Origin of the sequence: Asanoa sp. NPDC049573, from assembly GCF_040676615.1 — a bacterium.
Lineage (GTDB): Bacteria > Actinomycetota > Actinomycetes > Mycobacteriales > Micromonosporaceae > Asanoa.
In genome coordinates, this window is the sequence record NZ_JBFAPI010000016.1 from 75,320 (window position 1) to 96,129 (window position 20,810).

Genomic DNA, 20,810 nt, shown 5'->3' on the forward strand with positions numbered 1-20,810 from the left:
GCGCGTGGCGCAGGCGTCGTGGCCGGCGCTCGTAGGACGACGGAGGACCACGTGGCGACGACCCGCCTGCCCAGCGCCGGCTTTTCGATCACGATCCGGATCGGGGTGATGGCCGACGCGTCGTCGATCGGCCGGCTCACCACCTGCGTCGGCGAGGCGGGTGCCATCGTCACCGCCCTCGACGTGGTCGACTCGGATCCCACGACCGTCGTCGTGGACCTCACCTGTGACACCGCCGACGCCAACCACGCCGACCAGGTGGTCAAGGCCCTGGAGGCGCTCGAGGGCGTCGACGTGCGAAAGGTCTCCGACCGGACGTTCCTGCTGCACCTCGGCGGCAAGATCGAGGTGACCCCGAAGGTGGCGTTGCGCAACCGGGACGAGCTGTCCAGGGCGTACACGCCGGGTGTTGCCCGGGTTTGCCTCGCGATCGCGGAGAACCCGGCCGACGCCCGCCGCCTGACGATCAAGCGCAACACGGTGGCCGTGGTGAGCGACGGTTCGGCCGTGCTCGGCCTCGGCAACCTGGGCCCCGCGGCGTCGCTGCCGGTGATGGAGGGCAAGGCGGCGCTGTTCAAGCGGTTCGGCGGCGTCGACGCGTGGCCGGTCGTGCTCGACACGCAGGACACCGACGAGATCGTGCGCATCGTGCAGGCGATCGCGCCGGCGTACGGCGGCATCAACCTGGAGGACATCGCGGCGCCGCGCTGCTTCGAGATCGAGGAGCGACTGCGGGATCTGCTGGACATTCCGGTCTTCCACGACGACCAGCACGGCACGGCGATCTGCGTGCTGGCCGCGTTGACCAACGCGTTGCGCGTCGTGGGCAAGCGTCTCGAAGACGTGCGGGTGGTGGTGAGTGGCGCCGGTGCGGCGGGCACGGCCATCATGAAGTTGCTGCTCCGCCAGGGCGTGGGCGACATCCTCGCCTACGACCGGCCGGGCGTGCTGCACGCGGGCCTCCAGGACCTCCCGGCGCCGTGGCAGTGGCTGGTCGAGAACACCAACCGCGACGGCTATCAAGGTGACCTGCGGGGCGCGCTGCGCGGTGCCGACGTGTTCATCGGCGTCAGCGCCCCCAATCTGCTGACCGGCGACGACATCGCGACGATGGCCGAGGGCGCGATCGTGTTCGCGCTGGCCAACCCGGACCCGGAGGTCGACCCGCGCGAGGCCCGCAAGCACGCGGCGGTGGTCGCCACCGGGCGCTCCGACCAGCCGAACCAGATCAACAACGTGCTCGCCTTCCCTGGCGTCTTCCGCGGCATGCTCGACGCGCACGCGGAGGCCTTCACCGAGGAGATGGCCATCGCGGCAGCCCAGGCCATCGCGGACGTGGTCGGCCAGGACAAGATCAACCCGACGGTGATCGTGCCGAGTGTGTTCGACCCGCGGGTGGCGGTCGCGGTCGCCGCCGCGGTGCGGGCGGCGGCGCAGAGCGGTGCGGCGGTTGCGGCCGCCGACACGTCGGCGCCCTGATTTTGATTTTTGCCCGGGTGCGCGGTGGTTACTCGCCGTCGCTCCCGCCGGGGAAGCCAGGTCCGTTGTTGGTCGCGGTCCCTTGGCGCGCCGCCTCGCGATCGGTGCGCGGGATGTCGCTGATCACCCTGCCTCAGGGCGGCGGCCGCCGCCCGCGTTCCCGATGCCGGTGATTTCGCCGGGGCGGGCGTGGCCCGACCCGGCGAACAAGACGTCCCTAGATGTGCAGGGTTTCGCCGGTGGCCACGAGGACGGCCGGGCCGGTCAGCACGCAGGTCTGGCCGTCGAAGGCGATCGTCAACCGGCCGCCGAGCACGTCGACCGCGACCACGCCGGTTTCCTTCCCCGCCTCACGCAGGGCCACCGCGGCGACCGCGATCGCGCCTGAGCCGCAGGACAGGGTTTCGCCCGAGCCGCGTTCGTAGACCCGCATCGCGACATGCGCGTCGACCGCAACCGGGACCGGGCGCCTGTCGACCGCGATGTGACCCCGATCCGGCTGCGAGGGCGGCGGCGAATCAACCGCGATGTGACCGCGCTGCGGGTCGGTCGGCGGAGGCGAGTCGACCGCGATATGACCGCGATCCAGCCCGGTCGGCGGAGGCGAGTCAACCGCGATATGACCCCGCTCCCGGCCCTCGACCGGCGGCGAATCGACCGCGATATGACCGCGATCCGGCCCGGTCGCGGGAGGTGAATCGACGGCGATGTGACCGCGCTCAAGCCCGACAGGCGGCGGCGAATCGACCGCGATGTGACCCCGGTCCGGCCCAGGCCGCCGGTCGACGGCGATATGCCCGAACGCGGCGGCCTCCGTGCCGCCCCGCACCGTGAACTCCACGTTGACCCCGGTCGGGAACGCCGACGTGTCGTAGCCGGGCGCGTGGGTCAGGTCGAGGTCCCGCAGCGACATCCCGGACGGCAGCGCGCAGACCAGGTGTGGATTGCCCACGTCGACCGACGTCCCGGTGAAGGTCAGCCCGCCGAGCGTCGCGGTCGAAGCGGCGCCGACCCGCGGCGCCGACAACACGACCGACACCGAGTCGGTGCCGACCGAGACCCGGACCACGCCGGCGCGGGTGGCGATCGGAAAGTCGGCCGCGTCGGCGAAGCCCTCGGCGACGAGGAACCGCGCGAAGACCCGGACCCCGTTGCCGCACATCTCGGCGAGCGAGCCGTCTGAGTTCCAGTAGTCCATGAACCATTCGGCGTCGCCGGCCAGGCCCGCCGCGTCTGGGTGTTTCGCGGAGCGGACCACGCGCAGGACGCCGTCGGCTCCGATGCCCCGGCCGCGGTCGCAGAGCGCCGCCACCAGCGACGGCGTCAGCGCCAGGACCCCGTCCGGGTCCGGGAGGATCACGAAGTCGTTGCCGGTGCCATGCCCCTTGAAGAAACGCACACTGCCCCCCATCTCAAAGCCGCCCCCCAACAGGTACGCCGCCCATCATGGCGCACCTGTTCCATCCGCGTGGACCGCCCGCAGCGCCGCGGTGGCCAGGTCGGGGTCGGCTCCGTCGAGCCAGGTGATCCGGGGGTCACGGCGGAACCAGGTGCGTTGCCGGCGTACGAACCGGCGGGTCGACCGGATCGTTTCCTCGAATGCCGAAGACTCCGAACACGTTCCCGCCAGGAACGCCAGGACCTGCTGATACCCGAGCGCCCGGCTGGCCGTCCGCCCCGACCGCAGGCCACGGGAAACCAGCGCGGCCGTCTCCGCGACCAACCCGGCGGACCACATGGAAGCGATCCGCGACGACACCCGCTCGTCGAGCAACGGACCCTCGACGTCGACCCCGATCTGCACAGACGGATAAAACGGCACCGGAGCCGCGGGCAGAGCGGCCTTGAACGGCGAGCCGGTGAGCGTTATCACTTCGAGCGCCCGGACGATCCGGCGGCCGTTCGTGGGCAGGATCCGCGCCGCCGCTTCGGGATCGGCCGCACGCAGCCGCTCGTGCAGCGAGGCCGCCCCGACGACCGAGAGTTCCGCCTCGAGGGACGCGCGCAAAGCGGCGTCCGTACCCGGGAAATCGAATTCTTCCAGCACCGCCCGCACATAGAGTCCCGAGCCGCCGACCAGCAGCGGCACCTTGCCCCGGGCCAGGATGTCGTCGATCGCCGCCCGGGCCAGCCGCTGGTATTCGGCCACGCTGGCGGGCTCGGTGACCGGCCAGATGTCGAGCACGTGGTGCGGGATGCCGCGCCGCTCGGCCACCGACAGCTTCGCCGTGCCGATGTCGAGCCCCTGGTAAAGCTGCATCGAGTCGGCGTTGACGACCTCGCCGTCGAGCTTCTCGGCCAGGGCCAGGCTGAGCGCGGACTTGCCGGCGGCGGTCGGGCCGACCACGGCGATCACGGTCATGCCGCCGCCCCGCGCTGCCAGGTCGCCACGAAATAGCCGACGCCGTACGGCGCCGCGTTGTAGGTCAGCTCCCCCGACCAGGCACCGCCGGCCGCGGCGACCGCGCCGGCCGCGGCCTGGAACGCCGGCCGTCCGGCCACGCCCAGCTCCGCGGACAGGGCCGGGTCGAGGCCGTGCAACACGTCGAGGTCGACGTCGGCCAGCGCGGCCGCCAGCGCGTCGTCGTAGGGCAGGGCGCGCGGATCGTCGTACCCCGGTGATTTGATTCCTCGCGACGACGACCCGTCACCCATCACGAGCAGCGCCCACCGGCCGTCGGGGGCGCAGCATTCGCCGAAATGCCGGCATTCGGCGGGTGTGGCGGTGCCGGCGATGCCCTGCATGTTGACCACCACGGGCTGTTGTGGCGGGTGTTGCCGCAACAGCCACGCGCCTATCACCAGGCTCAATGGCATCTGGTGGCTCTCCAGCGGGTCGTGCGGGCCGAGCGAGACGTCGAGGTCGACGCCCCACGGGCGCAGCGAGCCGCGCTGGGGCGGGTCATAGGACGTCATGGACGAATCAGCACCGAACACGACGATCTGCCGCGCGCCGGCCTTGCCCAGCATCGTCACCGCGTCGGCGCAGGCCGCCCGCAGGTCGTCGAGTTCGGCCGCGGCCCCGCCGGCCACCTCTGGGACGATCATGGGCGGATGAGGACAGACCGCGACAGCTACGAGGGTCACCGCATAACGGTATCGGGACCGTCGCCGGCACCCGCGTGATTCCGGCCCCGGTCTCCGTATGGTCACGGTCGCGAATAGGCGCTCGACGCGGACGGGGTAGGACCTGTGACAATGCAGCGGTAACAATACTGCGCTATGGCGACGCCTGAAGGGTGCATTCCTTGCATTCCCGACGGAGTCGGACGAACGAGGATGGGCAGATGAGCGACTGGACGGCCTTCGGACGCGTAGACGCGGAGGGCACGGTTTACGTCAAGACGGCCGACGGAGAGCGGGTCGTCGGCTCGTGGCAGGCCGGCTCGCCCGAGGAGGGCCTGGCCCACTTCGCCCGGCGGTTCGCCGACGTGGTCACCGAGGTCGACCTCGTCGAGGCCCGGATGAACTCCGGCGCCGCCGACGCGTCGCACTCCCTGGCCACGATCCGCCGGATCCGCGGCACGCTGCCCGAGGCACACGTGGTCGGCGACATCGACGGCCTGATGGCCCGGCTCGACCGGCTGGCCGAGACGGCCGACGCGAAGGCCGGCGAGGCCCGGGCCGCCCGCGAGACCGCCCGCGCCGAGGCGCTGGCCCGCAAGACCCAACTCGTCGAAGAAGCCGAGAAGATCGCGGCCGAGTCCACCGGCTGGAAGTCCGCCGGCGACCGGCTCAAGGAGATCCTCGACGAGTGGAAGACCATCCGCGGCGTCGACAAGAAGTCCGACGGCGAGCTGTGGAAGCGCTTCGCCGCGGCCCGCGACGGCTTCACCCGCCGCCGCGGCGCCCACTTCGCGACCCTCGACTCGCAGCGCAAGCAGGCGCAGACGGTCAAGGAAGAGCTCGTGGCCGAGGCCGAGACGCTGCGCGACTCGACCGACTGGGGCCCGACCGCCGCGCGTCTCAAGGAACTGATGAACGACTGGAAGGCCGCGCCGCGCGCGTCGAAGGAGGCCGAGCAGCGCCTGTGGGAGCGGTTCAGGGCCGCCCAGGACGCCTTCTTCACCAACCGCAGCACGGTCTTCTCGGCCCGTGACGCCGAGCAGAAGGGCAACCAGGAGCGCAAGCAGGCCCTGGTCGTCGAGGCCGAGGCGATCGACGTCGACACCGACCCGCGCGCCGCGCAGGCCAGGCTCCGCGAGATCCAGGCCCAGTGGCACGACGCCGGGCGCGTCCCCCGCGAGGTGGCCGGCGCCCTCGACCGCCGCATGCGCGCGGTGGAGGAAAAGGTCCGGCTCGCCATGGACTCCGCGTGGCGCCGCACCGACCCGTCGGCCAACCCGCTGCTGACCCAGATGCGCGAGCAGGTGGCCGAGGCCGAACAACGCCTCGAACGCGCCCGCAACGCCGGCGACGCCAAGCGCATCCGCGAAGCCGAAACCGCCCTCAACCAGAAGCGCCAGTTCCTCAACCTGGCCGAGCAGGCCAACTGATCAACAACCGCGGTCCCGGGTCCGCGGTGGTCCGGACCGTTGCTCCCGCCGGGGACCGGGCCGGGCCCTAGGGGGCCCGTCCCTGCCAGGTCCGCGGTGGGAAAGACCACGCGCGGCCTCTGTCGGGGCCCGCGGGCCCCGTCGTCAGATCCCGCCGTGCGTTACAGCCATACGGCCTCGACCGCGGCAGCAAGGCCGGCGCAGCCGGACCACCGCCTGTAAGGCCCGCGGTGGAAAAAGACCACGCGGCCTCCGCCAAGTCCGCAAGACCGGCGCAGCCGGACCACCGTCTGTAAGGCCCGCGGTGGAAAAAGACCACGCGGCCTCCGCCAAGTCCGCAAGACCGGCGCAGCCGGACCACCGCCTGTAAGGCCCGCGGTGGGTAAGGGCGGCACCGGGCTGCCCGCTGAGACCGCTCGAGCTGCCGACCGGCTGGCCGCGGCAACTGGCCGGCGTCGAGGCTGCTCGGACCCGCGACCGTCTAGCCGCGGGTCGGGGGTTGGGCCTGTCTCCAGGCCGCGACGCTGGTGGTGCGCTGGTCCGGCGACAGCGGCGCCCGCTGCCAGGCACCGGCGGCGTCGACGACGGCGGCGTCCCCGGCGGCCAGGTCGGCGAAATGGCGCAGCGTGGGATGGCGTTCCACCGCCTCGCCGAGATAGCCGAGGCACAGGTCGTCGGCGTCGTAGCCGCGGGCGTCCAACACGTCGAAGGCGCCGTCGTCGAAGGCGACCAGGGCCGGCGCGGTCGTGCCGGCCAGCAACGACTGGGTGGTCAGGGCCCAACTGTCCGGCTCGGCCGGGAGCGGGAACGAGCCGCCGAAGGTGCCGACCAGGCGCCAGCTTCCGCGCGGGTGGTGGGCGACCGGGAGCCAGCCGAAGGCCTGGCGGGTACGGCTGCTCACCGTCGCCTCGTCGTTCCAGGGCCAGCGGCCCGCTCCGTCCGGCCAGACCAGCTGCCAGATCGGGACCGGCCAGCCGCGGTAGAAGCGGTACGCCGTGCCGAACAGGGCGTCGCGCCATGAGTCGTCGACCGGGCGGAGCATGGTCTCGTGGCCCTCGATCACACCCGTGAACGGGGCCGAGTCGGCCGGCCAACCGATGTCACGCAACCGGTCGACACAGGCATTCAGCCACAGCTGCATGTGTTCGCCGGCCAGGCCGAACATCACCAACTCGGGCATCTGGAACGAGTGCCACAGGCCGACCGTGTAGGCGAAGTCGATCGTGCCCGGTACCAGCAGCGCGCACCAGCCGTGTTTCTCGACGGTCGCGATCGTCGAAGCATCGCGCCCGCGGCGCACTCCACCACAGATCACGCACGGGCAAGATGGATCTTGCATGGAGGCGATCGTACCGGCACCTTGACCTGGGGCATCGATCGCGATCAGAATGTACGCGGAGCCAGGGCACGCACCGCGACCGACGCCGATCAACGGCGCGCGCGGATTTCGTACCCCCGTGAATGGAGCCCTGGCACATGCAACGCAAACCTGTCCGCGGCGCGCTGGCCGCGCTGGTGGTCGCGGCCGCGACCGTCCTCGTCGGCATCACCCTGGCGACTCCGCCGGCGATGGCTGCCGGCACCGGCACCGGTTACCTGCACACGAGCGGCAACAAGATTGTCGACAGCACCGGCGCGACCGTGCGGCTCACCGGGATCAACTGGTTCGGCATGGAGACCGACAACAAGACCTTCCACGGCCTGTGGTCAAGCAACCCGTGGCGCAACCAGATCGACACCATGGCCAACCTCGGTTACAATACGCTGCGCATCCCCTATTCCAACGACGCGCTCAAGGCCGGTGCCGTCGCCACCGGGATCAACGACTTCGTCAACCCCGACCTGGTCGGCAACTCTCCACTGCAGATTCTCGACAAGGTCATCGCGTACGCCGGAAGCAAGGGCATGCGGGTGATCCTCGACCGGCACCGGCCGACCAGCGCGCAGCAGACGGCGCTCTGGTACACCAGCGCGGTGCCGGAGAGCACCTGGCTCAGCGACTGGCGCGCGCTGGCCCAGCGCTATGCCAACAACCCGACCGTGATCGGCGCCGACCTGCATAACGAACCGCACGCGGAGGGCACCAACCCGGCCGCGACCGGCGCCTGTTGGGGCTGTGGCGACACCAACCGGGACTGGCGGCTGGCCGCCGAACGGGCCGGCAACGCGATCCTCGGCGTACAACCGAACTGGCTCATCTTCGTGGAGGGTGTCAGCTGCCCGAGCGGCGGACTGTCCAATGTGTGGGACGGCGACACCAGCAACGACGAGGACTGCGGCTGGTGGGGCGGCAACTTGAGCAAGGCCGGGCAGTTCCCCGTGCGGCTCTCGGTGGCCAACAGGCTGGTCTACTCGCCGCACGACTACGCGATCTCGGTCTATCACCAGACCTGGTTCGACGCGCCCAACTACCCGGCCAACCTGCCGGCGATCTGGGACAACTACTGGGGCTACCTGTTCAAGCAGAACACCGCCCCGATCATGTTGGGCGAGTTCGGCACCACGCTGGCCGACCCCAAGGACCGGGTCTGGCTGACCAACCTGATGTCCTATCTGGGCAGTGGGGTCAACGGGATGTCGTTCACCTACTGGTCGTGGAACCCGAACTCGGGTGACACCGGTGGCATCGCCAACGACGACTGGACCACGATCAACCAGGCGAAACAGTCGATCATCGGGCCCTACCTGATCGCGCCGACCGGCGGAACCGGTGGACCGACCGGCGGACCCACCGGCGGGCCGACCGGCGGCCCGACGACTCCCCCGCCGGGCGACTGCGACGCCACCTACCGGTCGACCAACACCTGGCAGGGCGGCTTCCAGGGCGAGGTCACGGTGACCAACCGCGGCGCCGCGGCCGCCAACCCCTGGCGGGTGACCTGGACCTGGCCGTCGGGCGTCACCCTCGGCAGCGGCTGGAACGCGACCGTCACCCAGTCCGGCACCACGATCACGGCGGCGGCGCCGACCTGGTCGCCGTCCCTGGCCGCGGGGGCATCCGTCACGATCGGCTTCACCGCCAACGGCCCGGCGGCAATACCGGGCGGGGTCGCGCTCAACGGCGTCACCTGCTGAAACCGGACCGCGGCGGCGGGCGAGCCAACGCGCCCGCCGCCGCCCCGGAGCGTCAGTGGGTGGCGCAGGCCGGCGCGGCCGGCATCGGCTGCACCGGCGGGCGACCGAGCGTCGGCATGCCCAGGCTGACACCGGGCGTGCGGGTGGCCCGGCCGGCCTCGAACGCGTCACCGGCCCGGGTGCGCCGGTGCGACAGGGGTGCGCCGTCGGCGTTGAGGTGGTGCGGCGCCGCGTAGGTGACGGTCGTCTCGACCACGTCGCCTGGCCGGATGCCGGTCAGCCCGGCGGTCGCGAAGTGCACCAACCGGCCGTCGCGGGCCCGGCCGGAGAGCCGCCCGGTGCGCTCGTCCTTGCGCCCCTCGCCGACCGCTACCAGCACCTCGACGGTCGAGCCGACCAGCGCCCGGTTCTCCGCCCAGGTGGTCTCCTCGACGACGGCCATCAGCCGCTCGTAGCGCTCCTGCACCACGGCCTTCGGCACCTGGCCGTCCATTGTGGCCGCCGGGGTGCCGGGTCGCGGCGAGTACTGGAACGTGAAGGCGGTCGCGAACCGCGCCTGGCGTACGACATCGAGGGTTCGCACGAAGTCTTCCTCGGTCTCGCCCGGGAAGCCGACGATGATGTCGGTGGTGATGGCCGCGTCGGGCATCGCCGCGCGCACCTTCTCGATGATGCCGAGGTAGCGCTCCTGCCGGTAGGAGCGGCGCATGGCCCGCAGCACGGCGTCGGAGCCGGACTGCAGCGGCATGTGCAGCGAGTGACAGACGTTGGGCGTCTCGGCCATCGCGGCGATCACGTCGTCGGTGAAGTCTTTCGGGTGCGGGCTGGTGAACCGGACCCGCTCCAGGCCCTCGATCGACCCGGTCGACCGCAGCAGCTTGCCGAACGCCAACCGGTCGCCGAACTCGACGCCGTAGGAGTTGACGTTCTGCCCGAGCAGCGTCACCTCCAGCACGCCCTCGGCCACCAGCGCCTCGACCTCGGCCAGCACCTCGCCGGGCCGCCGGTCCTTCTCCTTGCCGCGCAGCGACGGCACGATGCAGAAGGTGCAGGTGTTGTTGCAGCCGACGGAGATGGACACCCAGCCGGCGTAGGTCGACTCGCGCCGGGTCGGCAGCGTCGACGGGAACACCTCGAGCGACTCGAGGATCTCGACCTCGGCCTCGCTGTTGTGCCGGGCCCGTTCCAGCAGCGCGGGCAGCGAGCCGATGTTGTGGGTGCCGAAGACGACGTCGACCCAGGGCGCCTTCTTGACGATCTCGCCGCGGTCTTTCTGGGCCAGGCAGCCGCCGACGGCGATCTGCATGTCGGGCCGGCGGGTCTTGGCCGGGCGCAGGTGGCCGAGGTTGCCGTAGAGGCGGTTGTCGGCGTTTTCCCGCACGGCACAGGTGTTGAACACCACCACGTCGGCGTCATCCGCCTCGGCCCGCACGTAACCGGCCGCTTCGAGCAGGCCGGAGATCCGCTCGGAGTCGTGGACGTTCATCTGGCAGCCGTATGTGCGCACCTGGTAGGTGCGGGGGCTGGCCTGCGTTGCGGTAGTCATGACCCCTAGAGAGTAGCCGCCGCGCGTGATCAGGCGGCCAGGCCGGGGACCACTTGGTCGGGAGTCCACCGCGACTGCTGGCAGGGCACCCGCTGCCGGCACCACGCGTCGTGGCCGGTGCACGGCCGCACGTTGGATCGCGCCTCGCCGTCGTCGGTTTCGACCACATCCACGTGTACGGGTCGCAGCGTGCCGTCGACCGTCGCCAGCACGTGCCGGTCGGGGATCAGCGTGTCGTCGGCGAGCAGGATGCGGCGCCGGAGCACCGCGGCGACCTCGGCGGCCGCGACGGCCTCGGGGACGTCCGGTGGCGGCGCGTAGCAGTCGATCGCGATCGGGAAGTCGCCGACGCCCTGCCAGACGTCGCAGAGGACCGCGTCGCCGGGCAGGTCGGCGTCGTCACCCAGAGGGACGACCGCGCAACCGGTGATAGCGCCCAGTGCGCGCATGACTACGGAAGGTGTCAAGGGCGCCTCCGCGTGCCAGTTCCAGATCGCGGAGCCCTGCCCCAGGGGGACCGGAGGGATCGCCATACCAACGATCGTGCCTGCCCGTTGGCGCGCGTGTAGCCCGCGTTACCGCTCCGTGACCGTAGACAGCGCTTCCTGACACATCGTCACCCTTAGAGTGGCCCCATCCAAAAGGGGGGGTCGATGGTCGCAACTGACACGGTGCCGACGGCTGAGCCGCTCATCGTGCTCGAAAAGGTCAACAAATACTTTGGTGACCTGCACGTTCTGCACGATGTCGACCTGTCGGTCGAGCGCGGCGAGGTGGTCGTCGTGATTGGACCGTCGGGTTCGGGCAAGTCGACGCTGTGCCGCGCGATCAACCGGCTGGAGCCGATCAACTCGGGCACCATCAGGTTCGACGGCAAGGTGCTGCCGGCCGAGGGGCGCGAGTTGGCCCGCCTGCGCAGCGACGTGGGCATGGTGTTCCAGTCGTTCAACCTCTTCGCGCACAAGACGATCCTGCAGAACGTGACGCTCGGCCCGATCAAGGTCCGCAAGGAGAAGCCGGCCGCCGCGCGGGAGCGCGCACTGGCCCTGCTGGAGCGGGTCGGCATCGCCAACCAGGCCGAGAAATATCCCGCCCAGCTCTCCGGCGGCCAGCAGCAGCGCGCCGCGATCGCCCGGGCGCTGGCCATGCAGCCCAAGGCGATGCTCTTCGACGAGCCGACCAGCGCCCTCGACCCCGAGATGGTCGGCGAGGTGCTCGAGGTGATGACGTCACTCGCGCGTGACGGCATGACGATGGTCGTGGTCACCCATGAGATGGGTTTCGCGCGACACGCGGCCAACCGCGTCGTCTTCATGGCCGACGGCCAACTCGTCGAGGAGGCCGAGCCCGTCGAGTTCTTCGCGAACCCGCGCAGCGACCGGGCCAAGGACTTCCTTTCCAAGATCCTGACGCACTGACCCAGCACCACAAGGTCGATCGGCGGAGTCCCGGCACGACCCCGTCGGGATCTCCCGTACCAGAAGGAGAAATGCACATGCGGATGAAGCGGGTGGCGGCCCTTGCCGCCGCGGCGGCCCTCGCCCTGGCGGTGGGTGCCTGCGGTGACAACGGCGACAGCGATTCCGGCAGCTCGGGCACGTCTGACGTGACCTTCGAGGCCGGCACGACGATGGAGAAGCTCAACAAGGCCGGCAAGATCACCGTTGGCACGAAGTTCGACCAGCCGCTGTTCGGCCTCAAGGGCCTCGACGGCAAGCCGGCCGGCTTCGACGTGGAGATCGCGAAGATCATCGCCAAGGCCCTGGGCATCTCCGAAGACAAGATCGAGTTCGTGGAGACGCCGTCGACGGTGCGCGAGCAGGTGATCCAGGACGGCAAGGTCGACATCGTCGCCGCGACCTACACGATCAACGACAAGCGCAAGGCGGTCGTCGACTTCGCCGGCCCCTACTACATCGCCGGCCAGACGATCCTGGTCAAGGCCGACGACACGACGATCACCGGTCCTGACTCGTTCAAGGACGGCACCAAGAAGGTCTGCTCGGTGACCAACTCGACGCCGGCCACCAACATCAAGACCTACCTCAAGAACGAGACCGCGCAGCTGGTGCTGTTCGACGTCTACACCAAGTGCCTGGACGCCCTGAAGAACGGCCAGGTCGACGCGATCACCACTGACAACGTCATCCTGACCGGCTACATGTCGACCAACGAGGGCATGTTCAAGCTCGCGGGCACGCCTTTCACCGAGGAGCCCTACGGCATCGGCCTGAAGAAGGGCGACGACAAGTTCCGCGAGTTCATCAACAAGACCCTCGAGACCTCGTTCACCGACGGCAGCTACGCGAAGGCCTGGGCCGACACCGCGGGCAAGTACGACAAGAACGAGCCCAAGACCCCGACCATCAACCGCTACTGACGTAACCCGACAACTCGCAGAACTGGAAGGTGCTCGGCTTGAACGTGCTCGTCGACCACTTCGACGCCTTCGCGGGCGGGCTGTGGAACACCTTCCAGTACTGCGTGCTCGCCGCGATCGGCGCCCTCATCCTGGGCGCCATCGCGGCGATCTTCCGGATCTCGCCGATCCCGCCCCTGCGCTGGGTCGGCACCGCCTACGTGACGATCTTCCGGAACGTACCGCTGACGATCGTCCTGTTCTTCTCCGCGTTCGGCCTGCCCGCGCTCGGCTCCAACGCTGACTTCCTGCGGATCCCGGGCGTGGAGGAGATCGTCCCCCGGCTCGGCATCGACCTGCCGTTCTTCCGCTTCGCGTTGATCGGGCTGAGCCTCTACACCGGCGCGTTCGTCTGCGAGGCGCTGCGCAGCGGCGTCAACGCGGTGCCGCCCGGCCAGGCCGAGGCGGCCCGCGCGATCGGCCTGACCTTCACCCAGAACCTCCGGTACGTCGTCCTCCCGCAGGCCTGGAAAGCCGCCATCGTTCCCCTGGGCAGCGTGATCATCGCGATGATCAAGAACTCCGCCATCGCGGCGTTCTTCGGTGTCCTCGGCGAGCTGACCTACCGCGGCTACAACCTGATCGTCGAGGACAACCAACCGGTCATCCCGACGTTCGTCGGCATCACGATCGGCTTCCTCCTCATGACGATCCCGCTGAGTCTCCTGCTGGACCGGGTCGAGCGGCAGCGGGCGGTGACCCGATGAGCAACAACCAGACCGTCCTCTACGACGCACCCGGCCCCAGGGCGCGCCGGATCACGCTGGCCGTCAGCATCGTCGCCGCCGTCCTGATCGTCGCCGGCCTCTACTTCTTCGTCTACCGCCCGCTCGACAGCCGCGGCGAGTTCTCGATGGACAAGTGGGGCCCGCTGGTCGACCCGGGCAACGAGAGCTTCAAGCTGCTCTGGGACCGCATCTGGATCGGTTTCAAGGCGACGCTGACCGCGGCCGGCCTCGCCATCGCGTTCTCGCTGGTGGCCGGCCTGCTGCTCGCGATCCTCCGCGTGCAGCTCAAGGAACTGGCCCGCCGCGACTTCACCGGCCCGGCCGGCGGCCTGCTCAAGGCGCTGAGCTGGACGCTCAACGGCATCACCCGCGCCTGTGTCGAGGTCTTCCGCGGCACGCCGGTGGTCGTCACGATCGCGTTCTGCTGGCTCGGCTTCCCGGCGATGGGCATCGACTTCGACGACGTGCTCTGGTACCTCGTCATCGGCCTGGCCATCTACAACTCGGTCGTGATCGGCGAGATCCTCCGCTCCGGCATGGAGGGCCTGCCCCGCGGCCAGTCCGAGGCCGCCCGCGCGATCGGCCTACGCTCGTTCCAGACCACCCGCCTGGTGCTGCTACCCCAGGCGATCCGGATCATGTTGCCGGCGCTGATCAGCCAGCTCGTGGTGGTGCTCAAGGACACGTCACTGGGCTTCATCATCGGCTACGAGGAGATCCTGCGCGTGGTCACGCAGGTGATCCAGGTGCTCAACAACCCGATCCAGATGTACCTCGTCGTCGGCGCCATCTACATCCTGCTGAACTACGCGCTCTCGAAGCTGGCCGAATACATCCAGCACCGGATGTCGCGGGCCCGCCGCACCGCGGCTCCGCCGGTCGACGCCAAGATGTCCGCGGTCGTCGGCATGGACGCCGCTTCCGGCGTCGGCGCGGGCGGTGCGCCCTAGACCGGCTCAGACGGGCGGGGGGTTCTGGTGGTAGGTCCACATCTCGACCATCAGACCGCCCGCGACGCGCACCAGCCAGATGATCCGTCCCGGTGACGGCTGCTGGGCGCCGACCCCACCCACGGCGGCGACCAGGCCGTCGTCGCCGGCGAGGATGGATTCGACCGTGAAGTGCAGGTCGGGGCGCACGGCCCGGATGGCCGCCACCGCCTGCCGCACACCCTCGGGCCCAGCGACCTCAGGGTGCGCATGGTCGACCCAGGCCCGGTCCACGATGGACTCCGCCGTCGACGTGTCGCCGGTGTTCCACATCTCGAAGTAGCGTGCGACCACGCTCGTCGCCGTTTCCGTTCCCATGCGGTTCCCCGTTCGGTTTTCGGTCTGAGCCTGCGGGTTCGCGGACCTGGCAGGGCGAGGGCCCGGGCCTGGCCCTCGCCCGGTCTCCGGCGGGAGCGACGGTCGCGCCCCCGGCGGACCCGGGACCGTTTCGCGCGGTTATCTGGCGATCTCGGTGACGCGTGACTCGCGGACGACGGTGACGCGGATCTGGCCCGGGTAGGTCAGCTCTTCCTCGATCTGCTTGGCCACGTCGCGGGCGAGCACGGCGGCGCCGATGTCGTCGACGTCGTCGGGCTTGACCATGACGCGGATCTCGCGGCCGGCCTGCATCGCGAAGACCTTCTCGACGCCGGTCTTGCCGCCGGCGATCTCCTCGATGCGCTCGAGGCGCTTGACGTAGGCCTCCAGGCTTTCGCGGCGGGCGCCTGGGCGGCCGCCGGAGCAGGCGTCGGAGGCCTGCGTCAACACGGCCTCGATGGTCTGCGGCTGCACCTCGTTGTGGTGCGCCTCGATCGCGTGCACGACCTCGTCGGACTCACCGTATTTGCGGGCCAGGTCGGCGCCGATCAGGGCGTGGCTGCCCTCGACCTCGTGGGTGAGCGCCTTGCCGATGTCGTGCAGGAACGCGCCGCGCTTGATCAGCGGCGCGTCGAGGCGCAGCTCGGCGGCCATGATGCCGGCTATGTGCGCGGTCTCGACCAGGTGCTTGAGCACGTTCTGCCCGTAGCTGGTGCGGTAGCGCAGCCGGCCCAGCAGCGTGACCAACTCGGGGTGGATCTCGGTGATGCCGACCTCGACCAGGGCGTCTTCGGCCGCGCGCTGGCAGAGGCGTTCGACCTCCTGCTTGGCGGTCTCGAAGACCTCCTCGATGCGGTGCGGGTGGATGCGGCCGTCGAGGACGAGCTTTTCGAGGGTGAGGCGACCGATCTCCCGGCGTACGGGGTCGAAGCACGACAACAGCACGGCCTCGGGGGTGTCGTCGATGATCAGGTTGACGCCGGTGACCGACTCGAACGCGCGGATGTTGCGGCCCTCGCGGCCGATGATGCGGCCCTTCATCTCGTCGCCGGGCAGGTGCAGGACGCTGACCACGCTCTCCGCGGTCTGCTCGCTGGCCACCCGCTGGATCGCCTCGACGACGATGTGCCGGGCGCGCTGCTCGCCGGTCGCGCGGGCGTCGGCCTCGATGTCGCGGACCAGGATGGCGGCCTCGCGCTTGGCCTGCACCTCGATCGCTTCGACGAGTTCGGTGCGGGCGACCTCGGCGGTCAGCCCGGCGACGCGCTCCAACTCCTTGCGGCGGTGCTCCTCGGCCTCGGCGATCAGCACCTCGCGGGCGGCGAGCGCCTGCTCGCGCTCGTTGACCTCAGCGATGGCCTTGGCGAGCCGGCGTTCGCGCTCGGTGAGCCGCTCGACCTCTTCGCTGTGCAGCCGCTCCCGCTCGTCCATCCGCGCCGCGCGCCGCTCGACGTCGGCGGCGTGCTCCTTGGTGGTGGCGGCGAGCATGGCGGCTTCGCGTTCGCCGCTGCGCCGGGCGGCCGCGCGTAGCTGCTCGGCGTCCTGCTCGGCCTGCTTGTGCGCACGGTCGAGGACGGTGTCGGCTTCGGCCCGGGCGGTGTCGAGCATCCGCCGGGCCTCGGCGCGGGCCGCGGACGCTTCGGCCTTGGCGGCGGCGGCCTCGGTGCGCGCGGCGGCGGCCGCGCTCTTCGCGGTGTCGACGGTGGAGGTGACCTCTTCGGCCTTGCTGCGCAGCGTCGCCAGGGACTGCTCGTGCCGCTCACGCTCGGCCGTATAGGTGGGGTCTTCGCCGGCCGGCGCCGCAGGCTGCGCGTTGAAGCGGCGCAGGGCGCGCGCACCGAGCACGAGACCGGCCAGGACGGCGAGGGCGAGAAGAATGACCGCCGACAGGAGTACGACGTCGAGAGCGCTCATGCCGCGACGTCCTCAATGCGGCATCGCCGGTGTCGCCCGGTCATGACGCCTCCCCTTCACCCGTCCGGCGCGAAGGGAGGGTGTGACCTCCCGCTCACACGCGCGGCTGTATGAGACGCCCGACCGAGGCGGCTGTTGGCCGTGGAGGGCCGACCGACGGAGCGCCTCTGCGCCGCCGGCCGGCCGAAGCTGTTATCACCCCGCCGCCGGACCGGCCTGTCCGGTAACGGTGGATGTGGCCGTAAAGCTGACCAAAATCTATGCCGTCTTGTTACGCGATCTATGTTGTGCGCTTAGCCTGCGATGGTCGGGCAATCCAATCTGTAACGCGAGGCTAGGTCGCGAGGGGCCGTTCGGTCAAGGACTCATGATCCGGCCGGGCGAGGCACAGAGGGCACGGATGCGCTCACCCCCCTGCTCAACCCGCTTCGAAACATCACGAAAGTTCCCATCAAACTCAACATCGCGTGTCGGTAACCGTGCGGTTGCACAACGTGGATACCCGATGGTGCCACAGCGGCCGTCCACAGTCATCGGTGAGGGTGCCGTTCTGGCCGCGGTCGGGAGTTGCTGTGGTGACGGGGTGCGGCTTCGAGTCGCCGTCTGCGACGCCCCGGGACGCCGACGTGGCGTGGGGTTAAGACCATGGACGCGGCGCCGGCTGACGTGGCAGGGCCGTCCGATAGGGCTTGTCTCGTTGTGACCGCGACGCCCGCAGCTTCCCGACTCGGCGCCTACCCGGGTGAAGAGGCGCGCGGGCCTGGCGCGGCAGCCGGCAGAGTTACCGCTAGGCGAGGCCGCACCGAGGCACGCCTGCCGGCTGGGGCCGCAACCAAGCCGGCCGGGCAAGGCGGCACCGGAACCAAGCCGGCCAGGCAGCGACGCACCGCAACCAAGCGGGGCTGCCAAGGCAGCATCGCCAGCAAGCCGGCCGGCCGGCGCAGCAACCACGCGGGCCGGGCAAGGCAGCACCGCAAACGACGCCGACCCCAACCCCACCACAGCAAGCAACGTCCGGACCCGACCGCACCACAGCAAGCAACGCCCGGACCCGACCGCACCACAGCAAGCAACGCCCGGACCCGACCGCACCACAGCAAGCAACGTCCGGACCCGACCGCACCACAGCAAGCAACGTCCGGACCCGACCGCACCGCAGCGAGCGACGTCTGGCTCGGTGCGAAGCCAAGCGAAACACCGACCAGCGTGGGACCACTCGGGCGCGGCGCCCCGCCACGCGCCGACCCGGCGCGGCGCCGCAGCAGTGAGGGACCCACGGACCCGGCGGGCTAGTTAGTCCGGGTCGGCTGGGCGGGTCAGGTCGGCGTCGGCTTCCATCGCTGATTGGGCCTCCGCGAGGGCGTCGGCGTCGACCTGGTCGGCGAACTCCGCCGCCTCGGCGCTCTGGGCTGCCAGGGCGTCCTTGACCGCGCGGATCGCCACACCCGGGGCGTAGCCCTTGCGGGCCAGCATGCCGACCAGTCGGCGGAAGATCTGCTCGGGCTCGCCGCGGGCCGTGCGGAGCTTGCGGTCGACCAGGGCGCGGGCGGTCTCGGCCTCGGTGGAGTCGTCGAGTTGCTCCAGGGCTTCGCCGGCGGTATCGGCGTCGACGCCGTGTTTGCGGAGTTCGTTGGCCAGGGCGCGGCGGGCCAGGCCGCGGCCCGCGTGGCGGCTGGCCACCCAGGCGCGGGAGAAGGCGGCGTCGTCGATGATGCCGACCTCGTCGTAGCGGTCGAGCACCGCCGACGACGTCTCTTCGGAGATGCCGCGGCGGGCCAGGGCCCGCGCGAGCTCCGCGCGGGTGCGCGGGCGCACCGCGAGCTGGCGCAGGCAGATCTCCCGCGCCAGCTCGGCCTCGTCGGCCGGTGCCGAAGGGACGACGGGCGCGCCGCGACCCGCCGAACCGAAACCGCCGCGCCGGCCCCGCCCGCCGGACGACCGACCACCCCGCGCGGGCGGCTCACCCCCGGCGTCGTCGGCGCCGAAGGCGCCGCGCCGCACGCCAGCCTCGTCCGCGCCGAAGGAGGCGCGGCTCGCGGCGGCGCCGCCGCGCGGGCGCGGCGTGGCGGCGGCGTCGTCGAGGACCGCGGCTCGGCCGCCCCAGGGGTCGCCGAGTGGTTCGGCGCCTTCTGGCCAGTCGAAGTCGGCGGTCGGGTCGGTGGGGGTTTCGCCGTCGGGCGCCGGGCCGGGGCGCTTTGGGCGTGTTGAAGGACGTGGTGGTGCCGCGTCCCAGCCTCGGCCGGAACGGGCACCCCTGCGTCGACCGGCCATGGCCGGTCAGCCGGTTAGAAGTCGACCGGCGGCAGTTCTGGCCCGCCGGCCGCGTCGCCGGCGCCGCCCTGGCCTACGCCGAGCTTTTCGAGGATCTTCTTCTCGATCTCGGCGGCGACGTCGGGGTTTTCCTTGAGGAACTCGCGGGCCTTTTCCTTGCCCTGGCCGAGCTGGTCGCCGTCGTAGGTGTACCAGGCGCCGGACTTGCGGATGATGTTCTGCTCGACGCCCACGTCGATCAGGGAGCCCTCGCGGGAGATGCCCTTGCCATACATGATGTCGAACTCGGCCTGCTTGAACGGCGCCGCGACCTTGTTCTTCACGACCTTGACGCGGGTGCGGTTGCCGACCACGTCGGTGCCGTCTTTGAGGCTTTCGATGCGGCGCACGTCGAGGCGCACGGACGCGTAGAACTTCAGTGCGCGGCCACCGGTCGTGGTCTCCGGGCTGCCGAACATGACGCCGATCTTCTCGCGGAGCTGGTTGATGAAGATCGCGGTCGTGCCGGAGTTGTTGAGGATACCGGTGATTTTGCGGAGCGCCTGGCTCATCAGGCGGGCCTGCAGACCCACGTGGCTGTCGCCCATCTCGCCCTCGATCTCGGCGCGGGGCACGAGCGCCGCGACCGAGTCGATGACGATGATGGCGATCGCGCCCGAGCGGATCAGCATGTCGGCGATCTCGAGCGCCTGCTCACCGGTGTCGGGCTGGGAGACCAGCAGCGCGTCGGTGTCGACACCGAGCGCCCTGGCGTAGTCAGGATCGAGCGCGTGCTCCGCGTCGATGAACGCCGCGATGCCACCCGCCCGCTGGGCGTTGGCCACGGCGTGCAGCGCCACGGTCGTCTTGCCGGAGGACTCCGGACCGTAGACCTCGACGACCCGCCCGCGCGGCAGGCCGCCGACGCCGAGCGCCACGTCGAGCGCGATGGACCCGGTCGGGATCACCGCTGTCTGGATGACCGGCCGCTCTCCCAGCCGCATCACCGAGCCCTTGCCGAACTGCTTGTCGATCTGTGCGAGAGCAAGGTCAAGCGCCTTGTCTCGATCAGGCACTGTTGCCATTGCCGCCACCCCTGCCTTCGCCGGCATCTTTGAACTCTTCGTCACGCGGACAACCTAGGCGCTGGGTATGACAGAAAACAGCCGCCGTGCCGCGCCTGTGGATAACCGCCAGCTGTGGACAATAGCCGAACAGGTGTTCTAGGCGGCGGCCGACACGCCGCGGAAAAACGAATCAGTGCAGCCGCGCCGGCACCCGATCGGGATAGGCCGCGACCACGGCCCGCCAGACGACGACCGTCGGCACGCCTGCGTCGAGCGCCTGCTCGATGGTGCGCCCCTCGAGCTGTGGCAGCACCTGGTCGGCGGCGATCGACGCCGCATAACCGGGCCCGAACGCCTGCTCGAGCCGCGTCCAGAAATCGGTCAACCGCACAGTTCAAACCCCTCAGCCGCAGACGCCCGCGCCCAAAAGTACGCCCTCCGCGCCGTTCCCAGGAAACCGCCAGGCGGCCGGTCTTGACCGGCACGGGCCGCTGCGTCCTATAGTCCTATGAAACTAGAGAAATGCGGT

Annotated in this window: 15 protein-coding genes and 4 pseudogenes; 7 read left to right on the top strand and 12 right to left on the bottom strand. The window is 70.5% G+C overall.

All coding sequences use genetic code 11. The features are described 5' to 3' along the window. Nucleotides 1-51: 51 nt before the first annotated feature. Nucleotides 52-1,479 (top strand): NAD-dependent malic enzyme, encoded by a 1,428-nt coding sequence (locus tag AB0J74_RS29460; protein ID WP_363453641.1) that lies wholly within the window; start codon nt 52-54, stop codon nt 1,477-1,479. A gap of 217 nt (nt 1,480-1,696) precedes the next feature. Here the strand turns inward: AB0J74_RS29460 and AB0J74_RS29465 are convergent. From AB0J74_RS29465 to AB0J74_RS29480, 4 genes and pseudogenes are all read right to left on the bottom strand, one after another. Then, nucleotides 1,697-1,930: pseudogene (locus AB0J74_RS29465) on the bottom strand (diaminopimelate epimerase); the annotation flags it as partial. A gap of 381 nt (nt 1,931-2,311) precedes the next feature. Further along, nucleotides 2,312-2,878 (bottom strand): annotated as a pseudogene (gene dapF / locus AB0J74_RS29470) (diaminopimelate epimerase); the annotation flags it as partial. Between the two features lie 45 nt (nt 2,879-2,923). Beyond that, nucleotides 2,924-3,838, bottom strand: a pseudogene (gene miaA / locus AB0J74_RS29475) (tRNA (adenosine(37)-N6)-dimethylallyltransferase MiaA); the annotation flags it as partial. Next, the gene (locus tag AB0J74_RS29480) at nt 3,838-4,527 is read right to left on the bottom strand and encodes a hypothetical protein (protein WP_363453835.1); all 690 of its coding nucleotides are present in this window, start codon (nt 4,525-4,527) and stop codon (nt 3,838-3,840) included. The pseudogene miaA and the gene AB0J74_RS29480, both read right to left, overlap by 1 nt. A 239-nt stretch (nt 4,528-4,766) precedes the next feature. Here AB0J74_RS29480 and AB0J74_RS29485 point away from each other — a divergent pair, with 239 nt between their 5' ends. Next, nucleotides 4,767-5,975: a DUF349 domain-containing protein gene (locus AB0J74_RS29485; protein ID WP_363453643.1), complete on the top strand. Its 1,209-nt coding sequence runs from the start codon at nt 4,767-4,769 to the stop codon at nt 5,973-5,975. Between the two features lie 481 nt (nt 5,976-6,456). Here the strand turns inward: AB0J74_RS29485 and AB0J74_RS29490 are convergent, their stop codons facing one another. Then, nucleotides 6,457-7,314: a DUF4262 domain-containing protein gene (locus AB0J74_RS29490; RefSeq protein WP_363453645.1), complete on the bottom strand. Its 858-nt coding sequence runs from the start codon at nt 7,312-7,314 to the stop codon at nt 6,457-6,459. Between the two features lie 137 nt (nt 7,315-7,451). On the opposite strand from AB0J74_RS29490, the gene AB0J74_RS29495 reads away from it, so the two are divergent. Beyond that, on the top strand, nt 7,452-9,050 hold the full coding sequence (locus tag AB0J74_RS29495) for a cellulase family glycosylhydrolase (protein WP_363453647.1): 1,599 nt from the start codon (nt 7,452-7,454) through the stop codon (nt 9,048-9,050). A 52-nt stretch (nt 9,051-9,102) separates the two neighbouring features. Here AB0J74_RS29495 and miaB read toward each other — a convergent pair whose 3' ends face one another. Together miaB and AB0J74_RS29505 are read right to left on the bottom strand one after the other, a co-directional pair. Beyond that, complete coding sequence (gene miaB, locus AB0J74_RS29500; RefSeq protein WP_363453649.1) at nt 9,103-10,596, bottom strand: tRNA (N6-isopentenyl adenosine(37)-C2)-methylthiotransferase MiaB; 1,494 nt, start codon at nt 10,594-10,596, stop codon at nt 9,103-9,105. A gap of 29 nt (nt 10,597-10,625) precedes the next feature. Beyond that, nucleotides 10,626-11,045: a hypothetical protein gene (locus AB0J74_RS29505; protein ID WP_363453651.1), complete on the bottom strand. Its 420-nt coding sequence runs from the start codon at nt 11,043-11,045 to the stop codon at nt 10,626-10,628. Nucleotides 11,046-11,249: 204 nt separating this feature from the next. Between AB0J74_RS29505 and AB0J74_RS29510 the strand changes: the two genes are divergently transcribed. From AB0J74_RS29510 to AB0J74_RS29525, 4 genes are all read left to right on the top strand, one after another. Continuing rightward, the gene (locus AB0J74_RS29510; protein ID WP_363453653.1) at nt 11,250-12,014 is read left to right on the top strand and encodes an amino acid ABC transporter ATP-binding protein; all 765 of its coding nucleotides are present in this window, start codon (nt 11,250-11,252) and stop codon (nt 12,012-12,014) included. A 77-nt stretch (nt 12,015-12,091) separates the two neighbouring features. Beyond that, the gene (locus AB0J74_RS29515) at nt 12,092-12,976 is read left to right on the top strand and encodes a glutamate ABC transporter substrate-binding protein (protein WP_363453655.1); all 885 of its coding nucleotides are present in this window, start codon (nt 12,092-12,094) and stop codon (nt 12,974-12,976) included. A 38-nt stretch (nt 12,977-13,014) separates the two neighbouring features. After that, entirely contained in the window at nt 13,015-13,722 is a 708-nt protein-coding gene (locus AB0J74_RS29520) for an amino acid ABC transporter permease (RefSeq protein ID WP_363453657.1), read from the top strand. Next, nucleotides 13,719-14,693, top strand: a complete 975-nt coding sequence (locus tag AB0J74_RS29525) for an amino acid ABC transporter permease (RefSeq protein WP_363453659.1) — start codon at nt 13,719-13,721, stop codon at nt 14,691-14,693. The genes AB0J74_RS29520 and AB0J74_RS29525 overlap by 4 nt, the downstream gene beginning before the upstream one ends. Nucleotides 14,694-14,699: 6 nt before the next feature. Here AB0J74_RS29525 and AB0J74_RS29530 read toward each other — a convergent pair whose 3' ends face one another. The 5 genes and pseudogenes from AB0J74_RS29530 to AB0J74_RS29550 all read right to left on the bottom strand — a co-directional run bounded on the left by AB0J74_RS29530 (nt 14,700) and on the right by AB0J74_RS29550 (nt 20,672). After that, nucleotides 14,700-15,050, bottom strand: coding sequence for a nuclear transport factor 2 family protein (locus tag AB0J74_RS29530; RefSeq protein ID WP_363453661.1), 351 nt, complete (start codon nt 15,048-15,050; stop codon nt 14,700-14,702). A gap of 138 nt (nt 15,051-15,188) precedes the next feature. Next, a complete protein-coding gene (gene rny, locus AB0J74_RS29535; RefSeq protein ID WP_363453663.1) occupies nt 15,189-16,964 on the bottom strand; it encodes a ribonuclease Y in 1,776 nt (591 codons plus the stop codon). Between the two features lie 1,293 nt (nt 16,965-18,257). Continuing rightward, nucleotides 18,258-18,836: pseudogene (locus AB0J74_RS29540) on the bottom strand (regulatory protein RecX); the annotation flags it as partial. A gap of 413 nt (nt 18,837-19,249) precedes the next feature. Next, nucleotides 19,250-20,299 carry a recombinase RecA gene (gene recA / locus AB0J74_RS29545; RefSeq protein ID WP_363453665.1) on the bottom strand — a complete coding sequence of 350 codons (1,050 nt, stop codon included), beginning with the start codon at nt 20,297-20,299 and terminating at the stop codon, nt 19,250-19,252. A 172-nt stretch (nt 20,300-20,471) separates the two neighbouring features. Beyond that, a complete protein-coding gene (locus AB0J74_RS29550; protein ID WP_363453667.1) occupies nt 20,472-20,672 on the bottom strand; it encodes a DUF3046 domain-containing protein in 201 nt (66 codons plus the stop codon). Nucleotides 20,673-20,810: the final 138 nt, after the last annotated feature.

Excerpts from the sequence above, each read along its gene's own strand:
- AB0J74_RS29510 (WP_363453653.1), top strand. The coding sequence starts at position 11,250 with ATGGTCGCAACTGACACGGTGCCGACGGCTGAGCCGCTCATCGTGCTC.
- rny (WP_363453663.1), bottom strand. The coding sequence starts at position 16,964 with ATGAGCGCTCTCGACGTCGTACTCCTGTCGGCGGTCATTCTTCTCGCC.
- AB0J74_RS29530 (WP_363453661.1), bottom strand. The coding sequence starts at position 15,050 with ATGGGAACGGAAACGGCGACGAGCGTGGTCGCACGCTACTTCGAGATG.
- AB0J74_RS29490 (WP_363453645.1), bottom strand. The coding sequence starts at position 7,314 with ATGCAAGATCCATCTTGCCCGTGCGTGATCTGTGGTGGAGTGCGCCGC.
- AB0J74_RS29480 (WP_363453835.1), bottom strand. The coding sequence starts at position 4,527 with ATGATCGTCCCAGAGGTGGCCGGCGGGGCCGCGGCCGAACTCGACGAC.
- AB0J74_RS29505 (WP_363453651.1), bottom strand. The coding sequence starts at position 11,045 with ATGCGCGCACTGGGCGCTATCACCGGTTGCGCGGTCGTCCCTCTGGGT.
- AB0J74_RS29495 (WP_363453647.1), top strand. The coding sequence starts at position 7,452 with ATGCAACGCAAACCTGTCCGCGGCGCGCTGGCCGCGCTGGTGGTCGCG.
- miaB (WP_363453649.1), bottom strand. The coding sequence starts at position 10,596 with ATGACTACCGCAACGCAGGCCAGCCCCCGCACCTACCAGGTGCGCACA.
- AB0J74_RS29485 (WP_363453643.1), top strand. The coding sequence starts at position 4,767 with ATGAGCGACTGGACGGCCTTCGGACGCGTAGACGCGGAGGGCACGGTT.
- AB0J74_RS29515 (WP_363453655.1), top strand. The coding sequence starts at position 12,092 with ATGCGGATGAAGCGGGTGGCGGCCCTTGCCGCCGCGGCGGCCCTCGCC.
- AB0J74_RS29525 (WP_363453659.1), top strand. The coding sequence starts at position 13,719 with ATGAGCAACAACCAGACCGTCCTCTACGACGCACCCGGCCCCAGGGCG.
- recA (WP_363453665.1), bottom strand. The coding sequence starts at position 20,299 with ATGGCAACAGTGCCTGATCGAGACAAGGCGCTTGACCTTGCTCTCGCA.